The sequence below is a fragment of the Actinopolyspora sp. BKK2 genome, assembly GCF_011291845.1.
In the GTDB taxonomy this organism is placed as follows: domain Bacteria; phylum Actinomycetota; class Actinomycetes; order Mycobacteriales; family Pseudonocardiaceae; genus Actinopolyspora; species Actinopolyspora saharensis.
Genome location: NZ_JAANTE010000005.1, coordinates 142,722 through 155,485, shown reverse-complemented (window position 1 = coordinate 155,485; position 12,764 = coordinate 142,722). Strand labels below are relative to the sequence as shown.

Below are 12,764 nucleotides of genomic sequence, written 5' to 3'. Positions count from 1 at the left end.
GTCCCTGGAGAACCGGGTCCTGCCCAACGGGCGCGGAAGCGGACACGGCGCGTGAAGCCCCGGGGGCACCCCAGGATCAGCGCTCCCGCTCCGTCGAGGTGCCCTCCCCGTCCGCCGAGTCCTACCCGTTCGCGTCCGCCGAATCGTCCCGTCGTTGCCGCTCGACCTTCAGCTCTCGCTCCAGCAGTGTGACACGGCGCCGGGCGTCGTCCAGCTCGTCGGCCAGCCGCTCGAGGGCCCAGTCCACCTCCGAGACCTTGTAACCGCGGAAAACCAGCTGGAAACGCAGCGAACGCACATCGTGCCCTGCCAGGGGCGACGGAGGTAACCGCGTGGGTGTCGCCCCCGGCCGCAACGGCTCCAGCTCTTCCCCGCGCCCGAAGACGAGGCTTGCGAGCAGGTAGACCACGGCGGCCACCGCGAGCACGACCACGACGTAGATGAGTGCACTTGCCACAGCACCAGATAGTGGCACGTGCTCCACGCTCGGCACGCACGGCACACCTGGACGACACCGGTTACCGCGAGTGCCCGGTCACGCCGCCGGCCGCGTCCTGCCCGCAAGCCGCGAGCTCGGAACGACCGGCCGCTCCACCCCGGCCGATCTTCGCCCTCGGCCGGTCCCGCTGGATCCAGAAGTCAGACGGCGCTCGTGGCGCCGCAGAGCACACCTTCGATGGCGGCCGTGAACTCGCGCCACTCCCGCCGCTCGTTCTCCAGGCTGTTCTTGCCCGCGGGGGTCAGACTGTAGGACCTGCGCTGTCTTCCTCCGACCGTGCTCCATTCGCTGCGGACGTAGCCCCCCTTCTCCAGCCGACGCAGCGCGGGGTAGACGGTCCCGGTGGGCAGTGAGACGACTCCGCCACTGCGTTGCTGCAGTGCCTCGATGATCGCGTAGCCGTGCAGCCGCTTGCCGTCCAGAGTGGCCAGCAGCAGTCCGTCCAAATGACCACGAAGGGCATCAGCTTTCACGACTAGCCACTCTACGTTGCACCACGAACACTGTCACCGTTTTTGACACAAGAGGCTTAGGTCCTGTTGACACGACGGAGAAATTGATCTGCGTCACAGGGATTCCGCGTGCTGGGAGCATGCCGGGAGCACCCGGGAACGCCCGCCCCGACCGGCTGCGAAATCCCGGACAAGAACTCCCGACCAGCGGACACCGTCCAACGCGAGCGCTCTGAGCCCGATCCACCGGCACCGCCGCGAGCCAACCGAGCCACCGAGCCCCGGCCGGAAACTCCCAACCAGAGCCTCACCCCAACGCAGGCGCTTTGAGCCTGAGCAGTCGGCACCGCCGCGGGTTCTCTCGTGGTGCTCTCGCGAGGAAGGCCCGACGTTGTGTAGGCCGCTACCCAATGTCGGGCCTCGCCGGAGCGAGAGCCCGCGAGTGGTTCCGCCAAGCGACCACCTACGCCACCGGCACCGCCGAACTGTCCTTCAAGCCAGGGCGCGCAAAACCTCGTGGGGCGGCCGAGTCCCCGCGATGCTGGCGACCATGTCGACCACGGCGCGGGTTTGGGCCACGTTGTGGGCGCGGAACACCTTGGCGCCCGCCCTGGCGCTGACCGCGGTGGCGGCCAGCGTGCCCTCCAGCCGCTCGTGCACTCCGGCACCGAGCGTCTCCCCGACGAAGTCCTTGTTGGACAGCGCCATCAGGACGGGCCAGCCCGTTTCGACCAGCTCGTCGACCCTGCGCAGCAGTTCCAGCCCGTGCCAGGTGTTCTTGCCGAAGTCGTGGGTCGGATCGATCAGGACGCTCTCCGGGGCGACGCCGAGCCCGGTCATGTGCTCGGCCCGCCGCACGAGCTCGTCCACCACCTCGGTGACCACGTCGGAGTAACGGACGCGGTGCGGGTCGGTGCGCGGCGGGAGGCCTCCCGTGTGGGAGCAGACCACTCCGACGTCGAACTCGGCGGCCACCCGGGCCAGCTCCGGGTCCGCTCCGGCCCAGCTGTCGTTGATCAGGTCGGCGCCCTGCTCGCAGACGCGGTGGGCCACCTCGTGCCGCCAGGTGTCCACGCTGATGACCAGCTCCGGGTAGCGCCTGCGGAGCTCGGCGACGAAGGGGACGACTCGGCGGCTCTCCTCCTCGACGTCGACCCGCTCTCCCTCGGCCCCGGCGCGGACACCGCCGATGTCGACGATGTCGGCCCCCTCGGAGACGGCTCGTTCCACGGCTTCGGCCGCCGAACTCTGCTCGAAGGTGCGCCCACCGTCGAAGAAGGAGTCGCGGGTGCGATTGACTATGGCCATGACCAGCGGGCGGTCCGTGGCCACGCGCTTGTCGCCGAACCGGAGGGGCTGCACACTCCCATCCTGGCACAGCGGACCGCGGGCGCGATCCGGCCGTGCGCCCGCACGCTCGGCCCTTCCCGGTCCGCTCAGCTCAAGCAGGCCCGCAGGCCCGCAGGGCCGTGTCCACGTCCGCGGTGACGGTCAGCAGGTCGAGGGAGCGCTGAGAGGCGAATCCCGCCTCGACCAGTCCCCTCATCCAGTCGAGCAGGCCGCTGTAGTGCCCGTCCGGGTCGAGCAGCACCACGGGCTTGGTGTGCATGCCGAGGTAGCGCGAGGTCCACACCTCGAACAGCTCCTCGCAGGTCCCGATCCCTCCGGGAAGCGCCAGGAAGGCCGTGGCGTGGCCGTCCATCAGCGCTTTGCGCTCCCGCATCGTGTCCACCACGAGCAACTCGTCCGCCTCGGTGTCGGCGACCTCCATGTCGACCAGTTCGCGGGGGATCACGCCGACGGTGCGCGCCCCTCCCGAGCGGGCGCGGCGCGCGACCTCGCCCATCATGGAGACCCGACCGCCTCCGGAGACCAGCCGCCAACCACGTTCGGCGATGCCCGCTCCGACCTCGCCCGCCAGCCGCACGTAGCGGTCCGGAACCGGCCGGGAGGCGCAGTAGACGCACACGGCCACTCGCTCGGACTGCTGCACCGCGTCGACGTTTCCCGTCGTCATGGGACCTCGCTCTCCTGGGGTGTTCGGGTCGCTCGCCGTTTCGAGTGAACCCTAAGGTTTCCGCCCTGGAGGAGTTGATCCGGTGGTCGGACACCAACACCGAGCTCCGCCGCCGAATCCTGACGGGACTTCCTCAAGTCCCGGTGTACCCGCCACGGCTGTGCCGACTCTCTGGTGCTCTTCGACGCGGACAGCGCCGAAAACACCCACTACGCAGTCGGCACCGCCGCGGGTTCCGCCAAACGACCCACCGAGCAACCCGAGCTCCCGGAGATCCTCCACTTCGACGCGAATGCTCTGAGCCTGGGCAGCCCGACCGACCGCGGGTTCTCTCGTGGTGCTCTCGCGAGGACGGCCCCGACGTTGTGTAGGCCGCTACCCGATGTCGGGGCACCCGCAGCGAGAGCCCGCGAGAGGTTCCGCCACCCGCACCGCCACGCAGAAAGAGCCGCCGACCCGCTAATGAGTGGCGTCCCAGGCACCCCAGGCCTCCTCAACCACCCGCACCGCGTCGTCGACGTCGTCGGTCAGGTGCAGCAGGCCGAGATCCGCGTCCCCGATCTTGCCGCTGGAGTGCATCGTGTCCCTGATCCAGTCGTAGAGCCCCTGCCAGTAGGAGCGTCCGAACATCACCACGGGGAACTTGGTCACCTTCTTCGTCTGCACCAGGGTCAACGACTCGAACAGCTCGTCGAGCGTGCCGAAACCTCCGGGCAGGCAGACGAATGCCTGCGCGTACTTGACGAACATGGTCTTGCGCGCGAAGAAGTACCGGAAGTTCACCCCCAGGTCCACCCAGGGGTTCAGGCCCTGTTCGAAGGGCAGTTCGATCCCGAGGCCGATGGAGAGCCCGCCCGCTTCGGAGGCTCCCCTGTTGACCGCCTCCATGGTCCCCGGCCCGCCTCCGGTGATCACTGCGCTACCGGTCTCGGCCAGGGAGGATCCCAGCCGCACTCCCCGCGAGTACTCCTCGTGCTCCCGCGGCGTGCGCGCCGAGCCGAAAACCGTGGTCGCGCGCGGCACCTCGGCCAGCGCCCCGAATCCCTCGACGAACTCGGCCTGGATGCGCAGCACCCTCCAGGGGTCGGTGTGCACCCAGTCCGTGGGACCGCGGGAGTCGAGCAGCCGCTGGTCGGTCGTGCTCATCTCCTCCCGCCGCGAGCGCCGCAGCACCACGGGACCGCGTCGCTGCTCGCCCGGCGGCTCGCCCGGCTGCTCGAGTTCGGGCTCGCCGCCCTCGTGATCGTGCGGGCCCGTCCCGTTGGTTTCCGTGCTCCGCTGCCGCTGTTCGTCGATACTCATACGAGAGAGCTTATGCACTGCGCGTGAACGGGAAATGATGTCCCCTGCACGGACGCGCGGCATCCGGTTCAACGAAGCCTCCGTCCGGAGGTGGCGATCGCTTCCGAGACCCCCAGATGGTTGTGAGCGGGGTAACATTGCCGGCAGCGGCCCGTGAACGGAGGGCGGCCATCCGCTCGTACCGTTCGCGCCGAACCGGAACTCCGAACCAGGGAGCCGGCCATGTTCATCGACGTGCTCATCGCGGTCCTGGCCCTGCTCGCGCTCTACGCCGCCGCGAGCGTGCGGGTCGTCAACCAGTACGAGCGTGGCGTGGTGCTGCGCTTCGGGCGGCTCCGGGAGCGGAGCAGAACCCCGGGGCTGACCGCGATCGTTCCCGGTGTCGACCGGATGCGGAAGGTGAGCCTGCAGATCATCACGATGCCCGTCCCGGCCCAAGAGGGTGTGACCAGGGACAACGTGACCGTACGCGTGGACGCGGTCGTGTACTTCAACGTCACCGACCCGCAGCGCGCGGTCATCAACGTGGAGGACTACAGGTTCGCCATGGGGCAGGTGGCCCAGGCGTCGTTGCGTTCCATCATCGGCAAGAGCGACCTGGACGACCTGCTCTCGGACCGGGAGAAGTTGAACCAGGGCCTCGAGGTGATGATCGACAGCCCCGCCCTGAACTGGGGCGTGCACATAGACAGGGTCGAGATCAAGGACGTCGCGCTGCCCGAGGCGATGAAGCGTTCGATCGCGCGCCAGGCCGAGGCCGAGCGGGAGCGGCGTTCGCGGATCATCTCCGCCGACGGGGAGTTCCAGGCCTCCCGCAAGCTCTCCGAGGCCGCCTCCGTCATGTCCGACACGCCTGCCGCGCTGCAGCTGCGCCTGCTGGAGACGGTGGTGGAGGTGGCCGCGGAGAAGAACTCCACGCTGGTGCTGCCGTTCCCCGTCGAGTTGCTGCGTTTCGTCGAGCAGGACCGGGGCGGGGACGGAGCGGGCGGGTCCGCGTCCGAATCCGCGCCCGAGCACGACTCCGAGACCGCGCCCCCGCCCGCGGCGGGGGCCGCGACCGAGACCTCGGCCCCCGCCGACTCCGCGTCCCCCGCCGAGGAGGTCGGTTCCGGGCAGCCCCGGGACGAGCTGCCCGCGCAGCGGGTTCCGGAAGGACGAACGCGGACCGGCCCGAGCTGAAGCCCCTCCGCGCTCGGGCTCAGGAAGTTGCCAGGGCGCGCCTCAGCACCTCGGCGCAGTGGCGAACGTCGCCTGCCGCCACGTTCTCCTGCTGGGTGTGGGCCAGGGTCGGTGATCCGGGGCCGAAGTTCACGGCGGGCATCCCCCTGGCCGCGAACCGGGCCACATCGGTCCAGCCGAGCTTGGCCACGGGCTCCGCCCCGGAGGCCGCGACGAGTTCGGCCGTGGCGGACTCGTTCAGCCCGGGGTGGGCGGCGCGGGCCGCGTCGACCACCGTGACCTCGAAACCGTCGAAGATTCGGCGCACCCGTTCCTCGGCCTCCTCCAGCGCGGTGTCGGGAGCGAAGCGGTGGTTGACGGTGACCACGCATTCGTCCGGCACGACGTTGCCGGCCACACCGCCGCTGATCCCCACGGCCTGCAAGCCCTCGTGGAACCGCAGCCCGTCCACGTCGACGGTGCGCGGTTCGTGCTCGGACAACCTGCGCAGGACCGGTTCGGCCGCGTGGATCGCGTTCTCCCCCATCCAGGCCCGCGCCGAGTGGGCGCGCTGCCCCCTGGTGCGGACCTCCACGCGCAACGTGCCCTGGCAGCCCGCCTCCACAGCGGCGTTGGAGGGTTCGCAGACCACGGCCAGATCGCCGTCCATCCAGTCCGGGAGCTCGCTCTCGATGCGGTTGAGCCCGTTGCGGTCGGCGGAGACCTCCTCGCAGTCGTAGAAGACGAAGGTCAGGTCGTGCGCGGGGTTGTCGAGGGTGGCCGCCAGGTGCAGCATCACCGCGTCCCCGCCCTTCATGTCCACGGTCCCGCAACCGTGCAGCACCTCGTCCGCCCCGCTGCCGGTGCGAGTCACCGGAAGGTTCTCGTTGATCGGCACCGTGTCCAGGTGCCCGGCCAGCACGACGCGCGAGCGCTTCCCCAGGTTGGTGCGCGCCAGCACGGCGTTGCCGCTGCGGACGACCTCCAGCCCGGGGGCGTCGGTGCGGAGGGCCCGCTCGACGACGTCGGCCAGCTGCTCCTCCGAGCCGGAGACGCTGGGCACGTCGACCAGCGCTGCGGTGAGTTCGACGGGGTCGGTGGTGAGATCCAAGCGCGGCGTCATGTCCAAGCACCCTACCGCCGGAGGGGCGGCGCTCGACGAACTCGCCGATCCCCCGAAGGCGCGGCACCGGGGCTCCGACTACCGTTTGCACCATGAGCAGCCCAACCACTCCCGATCCGCAGAACACCGGCGCCCACGGTGTGGGAATCGCAACCGTCACCGACGACGGGACAGTACTCGACACCTGGTTCCCCGCGGTCCGACTCGGGGAGCCGGAACAGGTCGGCAGCAGCCGGTTGACGACCGAGGAGGCCACCGAAGCGCTGGGGGCGACCGGGGCGGAACTGCTCGGCCGTGACGACGCTCGCGGTGTCGAGGTAGTAGCCGTGCGCACCGGCGTGGCCCAGCTCTCCGACGCCCCCGCGGACACCCACGACGTCTACCTGCGGCTGCACCTGCTCTCGCACCGGATGGTGCGTCCGCACGGGCAGAACATGGAGGGCATGTTCGGCCTGCTGTCCAACACGGTCTGGACCAACCACGGCCCCTGCCCGGTCGAGGGCTTCGAGGCCACCAGGCTGCGGCTCAGCGCGCGGGGCCCGGTCACGGTCTACAGCATCGACAAGTTCCCCCGGATGGTCGACTACGTCATCCCCTCGGGGGTGCGCATCGGTGATGCCGACCGGGTTCGGCTCGGGGCGCACCTGGCCAGCGGGACCACGGTGATGCACGAGGGCTTCGTCAACTTCAACGCAGGCACCCTCGGCGCCTCCATGGTGGAGGGCCGCATCTCGGCCGGGGTGGTCGTCGGCGACGGTTCCGACATCGGCGGCGGCGCCTCGATCATGGGCACGCTCTCCGGTGGCGGCCGCGAGGTGATCTCGGTCGGCGAGCGCTGCCTGATCGGGGCCAACGGCGGCTGCGGCATCTCCCTCGGGGACGACTGCGTCGTGGAGGCCGGGCTCTACCTGACGGCCGGGACCAAGGTCACCCTGGAGGACGGCACCCTGGTCAAGGCAGCCGAGCTCTCCGGCAACGACGGCCTGCTGTTCCGCCGCAACTCCAACACCGGAGCGGTCGAGGCCGTGACCCGCACCGGCGGGAAGGTCGAGCTGAACGCGGCACTGCACGCCAACGACTGAGCACCCCTCCCGCTCACCCCGATCGCGGACTCCCGTGACTGCCCCTCGCTGGAGCCGTCGTTGGAGCCCTGGCGGGAGCCGTCGCGGGTGACCACGAGGCGGAGCAGCGGTCCGGTCGAACCGGTCGCCCGTTCGGGACCCGGTTCGGCCGGACCGCGCCGGCCCGTGGCGGCCCGTGGCGTCCGGGTCATCGCGACCACCCCGCCCTCGCGGCCCCTCGCGAGCGGGAGAACCCCGGTCACACGGGCTATCATCGCGAAATGATCCGCTCGGACGGTCGGCCGGACGACTCGCGGGAGCGGTGGGACGTCGAGTCCGCCCTCGCCGCGGTGGAGCCGGTTCCCGTCTCCCGGGAGGACCCACCTGCCGAGCACGTCCGCGCCCTCCTCTCCGTGCGGGCACGCGCCCTGGCCGCGCACGCTCCCGGGGCGAGAGCTGGAGACGACCCGGAGGAGCTGCACAAGGCGCGCGTATCGGTCCGGAGGATGCGGGCGGTGCTCAAGGCCACCGGGAAACGACTCGACCCCGAGTGGTGCCGCCGGACCCGCACCGAACTCGGCGTTCTCGGGCGCGCCCTCGGTCCGGTGCGCGATCTGGACGTGCAGCTGAGCGGGCTGCGGGAAGCGACGGAATCCCTCGAGGAGCGCGAGCACGCCGCCGCCGGGCGCCTGGAGGCCGTGCTGCTCGAGGAGCGCGAGCACGCGCGTTCCGCGCTGCTGGAGGCGCTTTCCTCCGAACGCTACCGCGAACTCCTCGAAACCCTCGCCCGCGCCGTCCACGAGGGAGTTCCGGCTCCCGGGACGGCCGAGTCCGGTGCGCAGGCGCTGCGCGCGGTGCTGCGGAACCGGCTGGTCAAGGTGGAGCGCGCCGCCGCTCGGGCCCGCGAGTCGCCCACGGACGCGCGGCTGCACGAGCTGCGGATCCGGGCCAAGGGGCTGCGCTACTGCGCGGAACTCGCCGCACCGGTGCTCGAGATCGGCGAGCTGCCCGCTGCCGCGGAGAGGCTGCAGGACGTGCTGGGCAGGCACCAGGACGCCGCGGTGACCGAGCACCGGATGCACCGGCTGGCCACCGCTCCGGACTCCCCGTTCGAGGGGGCGACTCGCGAACCGGACGTCACGGCCGTGCTCCTGGCGGGGAGGCTGGCCGAGAGCGCCCGCGCACGCCGTGCCGAACTGCGCGAGGCGTGGCGACCGGCGTGGCGGGAGCTCGTGAACGCGGCGGCCGAGCTCTCAGCCGGTTCCGAGGCGGGACGGAGCTGAGGGCGGCCGGACGCCACGGCGCGTCCCGCTCGCGGCGGAGTCCCCGGGAATGCGGGACCGTCCCGTCGGACGCGGCCCCTCCCGGGGACGGAGCTCAGCGGCCCAGCCGCTCCGCGGCTGCTTCGATCCGCTCGTCGGAGGCGGTGAGCGCGACCCGCACGTGCCACTGCCCCTCGGGGCCGTAGAACGTTCCCGGGGCGACGAGGATCCCGCGCTCGGCCAGCCACTCCACCGTCTTCCAGGCGTCCTCGCCTGCGGTGGCCCACAGGTACAGGCCCGCCTCGGAGTGGTCGATCCGGAAGCCCGCCCGCTCCAGCGCGGTCCACAACCGCTCGCGCCGGGCGGCGTAGCGCGCGCGCTGGGCACGCAGGTGCTCGTCGTCGCCCAGCGCGGCCGTCATGGCCTCCTGGACCGGCCGGGGGACGATCATCCCCGCGTGCTTGCGGAGCTCGAGCAACTCGCCGACGATCTCGGGATCGCCCGTGACGAACCCGCCCCGGTAGCCGGCGAAGTTCGAGGTCTTGGACAGCGAGTGCACCGCGAGCAGTCCCTCGGAGGAGCCGCCGCACACCGCCGGGTCGAGCACCGATACCGGCTCGGCGTCCCAGCCGAGCGAGAGGTAGCACTCGTCGGAGACCACCACCGTCCCGCGCTCGCGGGCCCACTCGACGACCTTGCGCAGGTGCTCGCTCGGCAGCACCCGGCCCGTCGGGTTGGACGGCGAGTTCAACCACAGCACCGCGGGGCGCTCGGGTCCCAGGGAGTGCGTGGCGTCCGTGCGCACGACCTCGGCCCCGGCCAGCCTGGCGCCCGCCTCGTAGGTGGGGTAGGCCAGCTCCGGGATCACCGCGGTGTCGCCGGGCCGCAGCCCCAGCAGAGCGGGCAGCCAGGCGACGAACTCCTTCGAGCCGATCGTGGGCAGCACGGCGCGCTGGTCCAGGCCCGTCACACCGTGCCGCCGGGACAGCGCCTCGACGGCGGCCTCGCGGAGCTCGCTCGTCCCGTGCGTGGCCGGGTAGCCGGGCGCGTCGTCGGCGGAGCGGAGGGCCTCGCGCACCACGTCCGGAACCGGATCGACGGGCGTTCCCACCGACAGGTTCACCATCCCGCCGGGATGCGAACGCGCCGTCTCACCGGCGGAGGCCAGCGAGTCCCACGGGAACTCGGGCATGCGCCGGTCCCGCGGCACGGACGACCCCCGCCCGGACGCCGCGACACCGCTGGACGAGTTCTGCGAACTCATTCGCCCTGCGGGGGGAGGCTGGTGACGGGCTCGACGTCCTTGTTCACCCTGCCGACCTTGGCGGCCCCGCCGGGCGAGCCGAGGTCGTCGAAGAAGTCCACGTTGGCCTGCGTGTAAGCGGCCCACTCGTCGGGGACGTCGTCCTCGTAGTAGATGGCTTCGACCGGGCAGACCGGTTCACAGGCCCCGCAGTCGACGCACTCGTCCGGATGGATGTAGAGCATCCGCCCGCCCTCGTAGATGCAGTCGACGGGGCATTCCTCGATGCATCCCTTGTCGAGCACGTCGACGCAGGGCTCGGCGATCACGTAGGTCACGGTAGCTCTCCTGCTTGGTACGTTTCGTCGTCCCGCGCCGAATTCGCGCGGCTGCCGTCAGTATCCCTCGGAGGTGCCCCGCACACATAGGCGGTTCCACAGCACGGGAGCGTGATCGAGGGTACTCGGCCGTTTGGCCACCGGTAAACGGCGACTCGTGCGATCCCGGAGCCATCCTCTCACCCGGTTGACAAGCCGTGCTCGGCAGCGATCCACTTACCCGCCTCGCGGGTGATCCGCCGCAGCGCGGATCGTTCTCCCAGGTAACCGCCGAGCACTCCGACCACGGGCACCGAGCCGATCAGCTCGTACCCCACCCCGCCCTGCGGACGCGAATCGAGTTCGGAGTGGATTTCCCAGAGGGCACGTGCCATTCGCCACACGGCACGTCCGAGAGCTCCCGCTCGGGATCGCCGGGGCTCGTCCACCCCACCGGCCAGCTCCGCGGCCCTGCGCTCGTCGGCCGCCCGCTGCTCGGCGCTCTCGCCCGCGGCCGCCCTCCGGGAGAGGTCCCGCCCGAACAGCACGTGAGCGATCATCCTGACCTGCTCGGCCCGGTCGTGCAGCCCGTGCTCCCCGGCCACGGCCACGAGCACCAGCCCCTGCGCCACCGTTCCCAGCGCGTTGCGCAGCGGCAGGCGCGAGGTGATCGCCCCGCCGAACCGCGGCAGCCCCACCAGAGCGGCCAGGAACCTGCCCACGCGGAGCGACCACCAGTCGCAGCGCTGCCGCACGGTCATCCCGTCCCACGTCGAGCTCCCCGGAACGCGCATCGCGTCGAGTCGCCGCAGCAGCCGCTCCCCGCCACCGGGCCCCGCTTCCGAGGCGGTTTCGGCATCGGCCCCGGAAGTACCGAACCTGCCGCGCAGCCGCAGCGGATCCGACTCCCGCAACGCCCGGAGCACGGGCTCGCAGGCACGCACGAACGGGCGCAGCACCGCCGCCACGCGCTCGTCACTGACCACCTCGGACACGTGCGCTCACCTCGTACGTGGCTGCTTGCCCCGGGTGATCCCGAGCATCGCCGCCGCGGGCAGCGTTCCGCCCCCGATCAGCAGGTAGCTCCGCCAGTCCTCCGCGAACAGCAGCGTGTTGCCTCCGGGCCCCATGGTGCCGAAGACGACGACGGTGGCGAACCAGACCAGCAACGGCGCGGCGGTGACCAGCCCGTTCGACGAGAACCGCCCGGCCACGGCCACCAGCAGCGGGTTCGTGAACACCGCCAGGGCCACCGTGACCGGGAACTGCACCGAACCGATGTGGGCGGGCAGGAACAGCAGTTCGAGCACCGCCAGCAGCACGGCGTCGAACAGCAGCACGCCCAGGGTGCAGCGATCGATCCAGGAGGGGGAGTGCTCGTTCATCGCAGCTCCAACGGGTCGCCGCCTGCCACGTCCAGTCCGCCGAACAGATCAGTGCTCGGCGGTGCTCCCTCCCCCTGTCCGAGAACGTAGTGCTCGGTGCTCACCACGGGCTGGCCGATCCCGTTGGACAGCGCGTAGGCGGCAGCGCCACCTCCGCCGTCCCACTCCTCGGTCCAGAGCCGCACCTGGGTGCGGTGCGCGCGCAGCGCGTCGAACTTGGCGGGCAACCCGTCGGACACGTCGACCACGGTACTGATGACCGTGTCGTCCACGGCGGGCAGCTCGTCGGCCCCTGGGAGGGTGAACGGCATCCCCTCGGTCATGGCCAGCCTGTCGATGCCGTCGCGCACCGCGGCCGCGGAGGGGGTCGCGTAGAACAGGCGGCGCACCGCGGGAACGCGCTCGACGGCTTCCACGGTGATCCGATGGGCCCTGACGTGGTCCGGGTGCCCGTAGCCGCCGTCCGCGGCGTAGGTGACCACCACCTGGGGCTCGACCTCGCGCAGGATCTCCTCCAGCTGCGTGGCCTGCGCGCCGACGTCGCCTGCCACCAGGGCCCGGGGGTGCGTCTCGGGGGCGGCCACGGCCGTTTTGCCGTGCTCCTGCCACACCATTCCCGAGTCACGCCAGTGCCCCGCGCCGCCGAGGAACCGTTGGTCGGACACCCCGAGCGCCGCGCAGGCCTCGTTCAGCTCGCCGATGCGGTAGCCGCCGAGCTGGTCGGCCGCGGAGGAGTCGAGGCCGCGCAGTTCGGCGGGGATCACCTCCCCCTCCTCGCCGAGGGTGCAGGTGACCAACGTCACGTGCACTCCGGCGGCGGCGTAGCGGGCTATCGTCCCGCCGGTCCAGAGCGTCTCGTCGTCCGGATGAGCGTGCACCAGCAGTAGGCGCGGTTCGGTCGTCAACGTCACCGCTCCAGCCTAGGAGCTGCCGTTCCCGCGGACG

At 71.3% G+C, this 12,764-nt stretch carries 14 protein-coding genes; 3 read left to right on the top strand and 11 right to left on the bottom strand.

The window, feature by feature from the left end:
- Positions 1-121: 121 nt before the first annotated feature.
- The 5 genes from G9Q41_RS12840 to G9Q41_RS12820 all read right to left on the bottom strand — a co-directional run bounded on the left by G9Q41_RS12840 (position 122) and on the right by G9Q41_RS12820 (position 4,270).
- Complete coding sequence (locus tag G9Q41_RS12840) at positions 122-457, bottom strand: DivIVA domain-containing protein (RefSeq protein WP_165633373.1); 336 nt, start codon at positions 455-457, stop codon at positions 122-124.
- 182 nt (positions 458-639) lie between these two features.
- Positions 640-972, bottom strand: coding sequence for a helix-turn-helix transcriptional regulator (locus G9Q41_RS12835; RefSeq protein ID WP_092526813.1), 333 nt, complete (start codon positions 970-972; stop codon positions 640-642).
- Between the two features lie 471 nt (positions 973-1,443).
- Positions 1,444-2,313: a dihydropteroate synthase gene (folP, locus tag G9Q41_RS12830; protein WP_165633372.1), complete on the bottom strand. Its 870-nt coding sequence runs from the start codon at positions 2,311-2,313 to the stop codon at positions 1,444-1,446.
- A gap of 79 nt (positions 2,314-2,392) precedes the next feature.
- Positions 2,393-2,968 carry a TIGR00730 family Rossman fold protein gene (locus G9Q41_RS12825; RefSeq protein ID WP_165633371.1) on the bottom strand — a complete coding sequence of 192 codons (576 nt, stop codon included), beginning with the start codon at positions 2,966-2,968 and terminating at the stop codon, positions 2,393-2,395.
- A gap of 459 nt (positions 2,969-3,427) precedes the next feature.
- Positions 3,428-4,270 (bottom strand): TIGR00730 family Rossman fold protein, encoded by an 843-nt coding sequence (locus tag G9Q41_RS12820; RefSeq protein WP_207631270.1) that lies wholly within the window; start codon positions 4,268-4,270, stop codon positions 3,428-3,430.
- A gap of 222 nt (positions 4,271-4,492) precedes the next feature.
- Here G9Q41_RS12820 and G9Q41_RS12815 point away from each other — a divergent pair, with 222 nt between their 5' ends.
- Positions 4,493-5,449 carry a slipin family protein gene (locus G9Q41_RS12815; RefSeq protein ID WP_165633370.1) on the top strand — a complete coding sequence of 319 codons (957 nt, stop codon included), beginning with the start codon at positions 4,493-4,495 and terminating at the stop codon, positions 5,447-5,449.
- Between the two features lie 19 nt (positions 5,450-5,468).
- Here the strand turns inward: G9Q41_RS12815 and dapE are convergent, their stop codons facing one another.
- Entirely contained in the window at positions 5,469-6,551 is a 1,083-nt protein-coding gene (gene dapE, locus G9Q41_RS12810) for a succinyl-diaminopimelate desuccinylase (RefSeq protein ID WP_165633369.1), read from the bottom strand.
- A 92-nt stretch (positions 6,552-6,643) separates the two neighbouring features.
- Here dapE and dapD point away from each other — a divergent pair, with 92 nt between their 5' ends.
- Entirely contained in the window at positions 6,644-7,633 is a 990-nt protein-coding gene (gene dapD / locus G9Q41_RS12805) for a 2,3,4,5-tetrahydropyridine-2,6-dicarboxylate N-succinyltransferase (protein ID WP_092526799.1), read from the top strand.
- Positions 7,634-7,893: 260 nt separating this feature from the next.
- Positions 7,894-8,895, top strand: a complete 1,002-nt coding sequence (locus G9Q41_RS12800; protein WP_165633368.1) for a CHAD domain-containing protein — start codon at positions 7,894-7,896, stop codon at positions 8,893-8,895.
- A gap of 94 nt (positions 8,896-8,989) precedes the next feature.
- Here the strand turns inward: G9Q41_RS12800 and dapC are convergent, their stop codons facing one another.
- From dapC to mshB, 5 genes are all read right to left on the bottom strand, one after another.
- Positions 8,990-10,066 (bottom strand): succinyldiaminopimelate transaminase, encoded by a 1,077-nt coding sequence (gene dapC, locus G9Q41_RS12795; RefSeq protein WP_165633367.1) that lies wholly within the window; start codon positions 10,064-10,066, stop codon positions 8,990-8,992.
- A gap of 68 nt (positions 10,067-10,134) precedes the next feature.
- The gene (gene fdxA, locus G9Q41_RS12790) at positions 10,135-10,455 is read right to left on the bottom strand and encodes a ferredoxin (protein WP_092526792.1); all 321 of its coding nucleotides are present in this window, start codon (positions 10,453-10,455) and stop codon (positions 10,135-10,137) included.
- A gap of 179 nt (positions 10,456-10,634) precedes the next feature.
- A complete protein-coding gene (locus G9Q41_RS12785) occupies positions 10,635-11,429 on the bottom strand; it encodes a hypothetical protein (RefSeq protein WP_165633366.1) in 795 nt (264 codons plus the stop codon).
- Positions 11,430-11,435: 6 nt separating this feature from the next.
- On the bottom strand, positions 11,436-11,819 hold the full coding sequence (locus G9Q41_RS12780) for a hypothetical protein (RefSeq protein WP_165633365.1): 384 nt from the start codon (positions 11,817-11,819) through the stop codon (positions 11,436-11,438).
- Positions 11,816-12,730 carry an N-acetyl-1-D-myo-inositol-2-amino-2-deoxy-alpha-D-glucopyranoside deacetylase gene (mshB, locus tag G9Q41_RS12775; RefSeq protein WP_165633364.1) on the bottom strand — a complete coding sequence of 305 codons (915 nt, stop codon included), beginning with the start codon at positions 12,728-12,730 and terminating at the stop codon, positions 11,816-11,818. The genes G9Q41_RS12780 and mshB overlap by 4 nt, the downstream gene beginning before the upstream one ends.
- Positions 12,731-12,764 lie beyond the last annotated feature (34 nt).

What these genes read in the sequence shown, in the direction of transcription:
- G9Q41_RS12820 (WP_207631270.1), bottom strand. Translation starts at nt 4,270, where the DNA reads ATGAGTATCGACGAACAGCGGCAGCGGAGCACGGAAACCAACGGGACG.
- G9Q41_RS12780 (WP_165633365.1), bottom strand. Translation starts at nt 11,819, where the DNA reads ATGAACGAGCACTCCCCCTCCTGGATCGATCGCTGCACCCTGGGCGTG.
- dapD (WP_092526799.1), top strand. Translation starts at nt 6,644, where the DNA reads ATGAGCAGCCCAACCACTCCCGATCCGCAGAACACCGGCGCCCACGGT.
- G9Q41_RS12815 (WP_165633370.1), top strand. Translation starts at nt 4,493, where the DNA reads ATGTTCATCGACGTGCTCATCGCGGTCCTGGCCCTGCTCGCGCTCTAC.
- dapE (WP_165633369.1), bottom strand. Translation starts at nt 6,551, where the DNA reads ATGACGCCGCGCTTGGATCTCACCACCGACCCCGTCGAACTCACCGCA.
- dapC (WP_165633367.1), bottom strand. Translation starts at nt 10,066, where the DNA reads ATGCCCGAGTTCCCGTGGGACTCGCTGGCCTCCGCCGGTGAGACGGCG.
- G9Q41_RS12825 (WP_165633371.1), bottom strand. Translation starts at nt 2,968, where the DNA reads ATGACGACGGGAAACGTCGACGCGGTGCAGCAGTCCGAGCGAGTGGCC.
- G9Q41_RS12800 (WP_165633368.1), top strand. Translation starts at nt 7,894, where the DNA reads ATGATCCGCTCGGACGGTCGGCCGGACGACTCGCGGGAGCGGTGGGAC.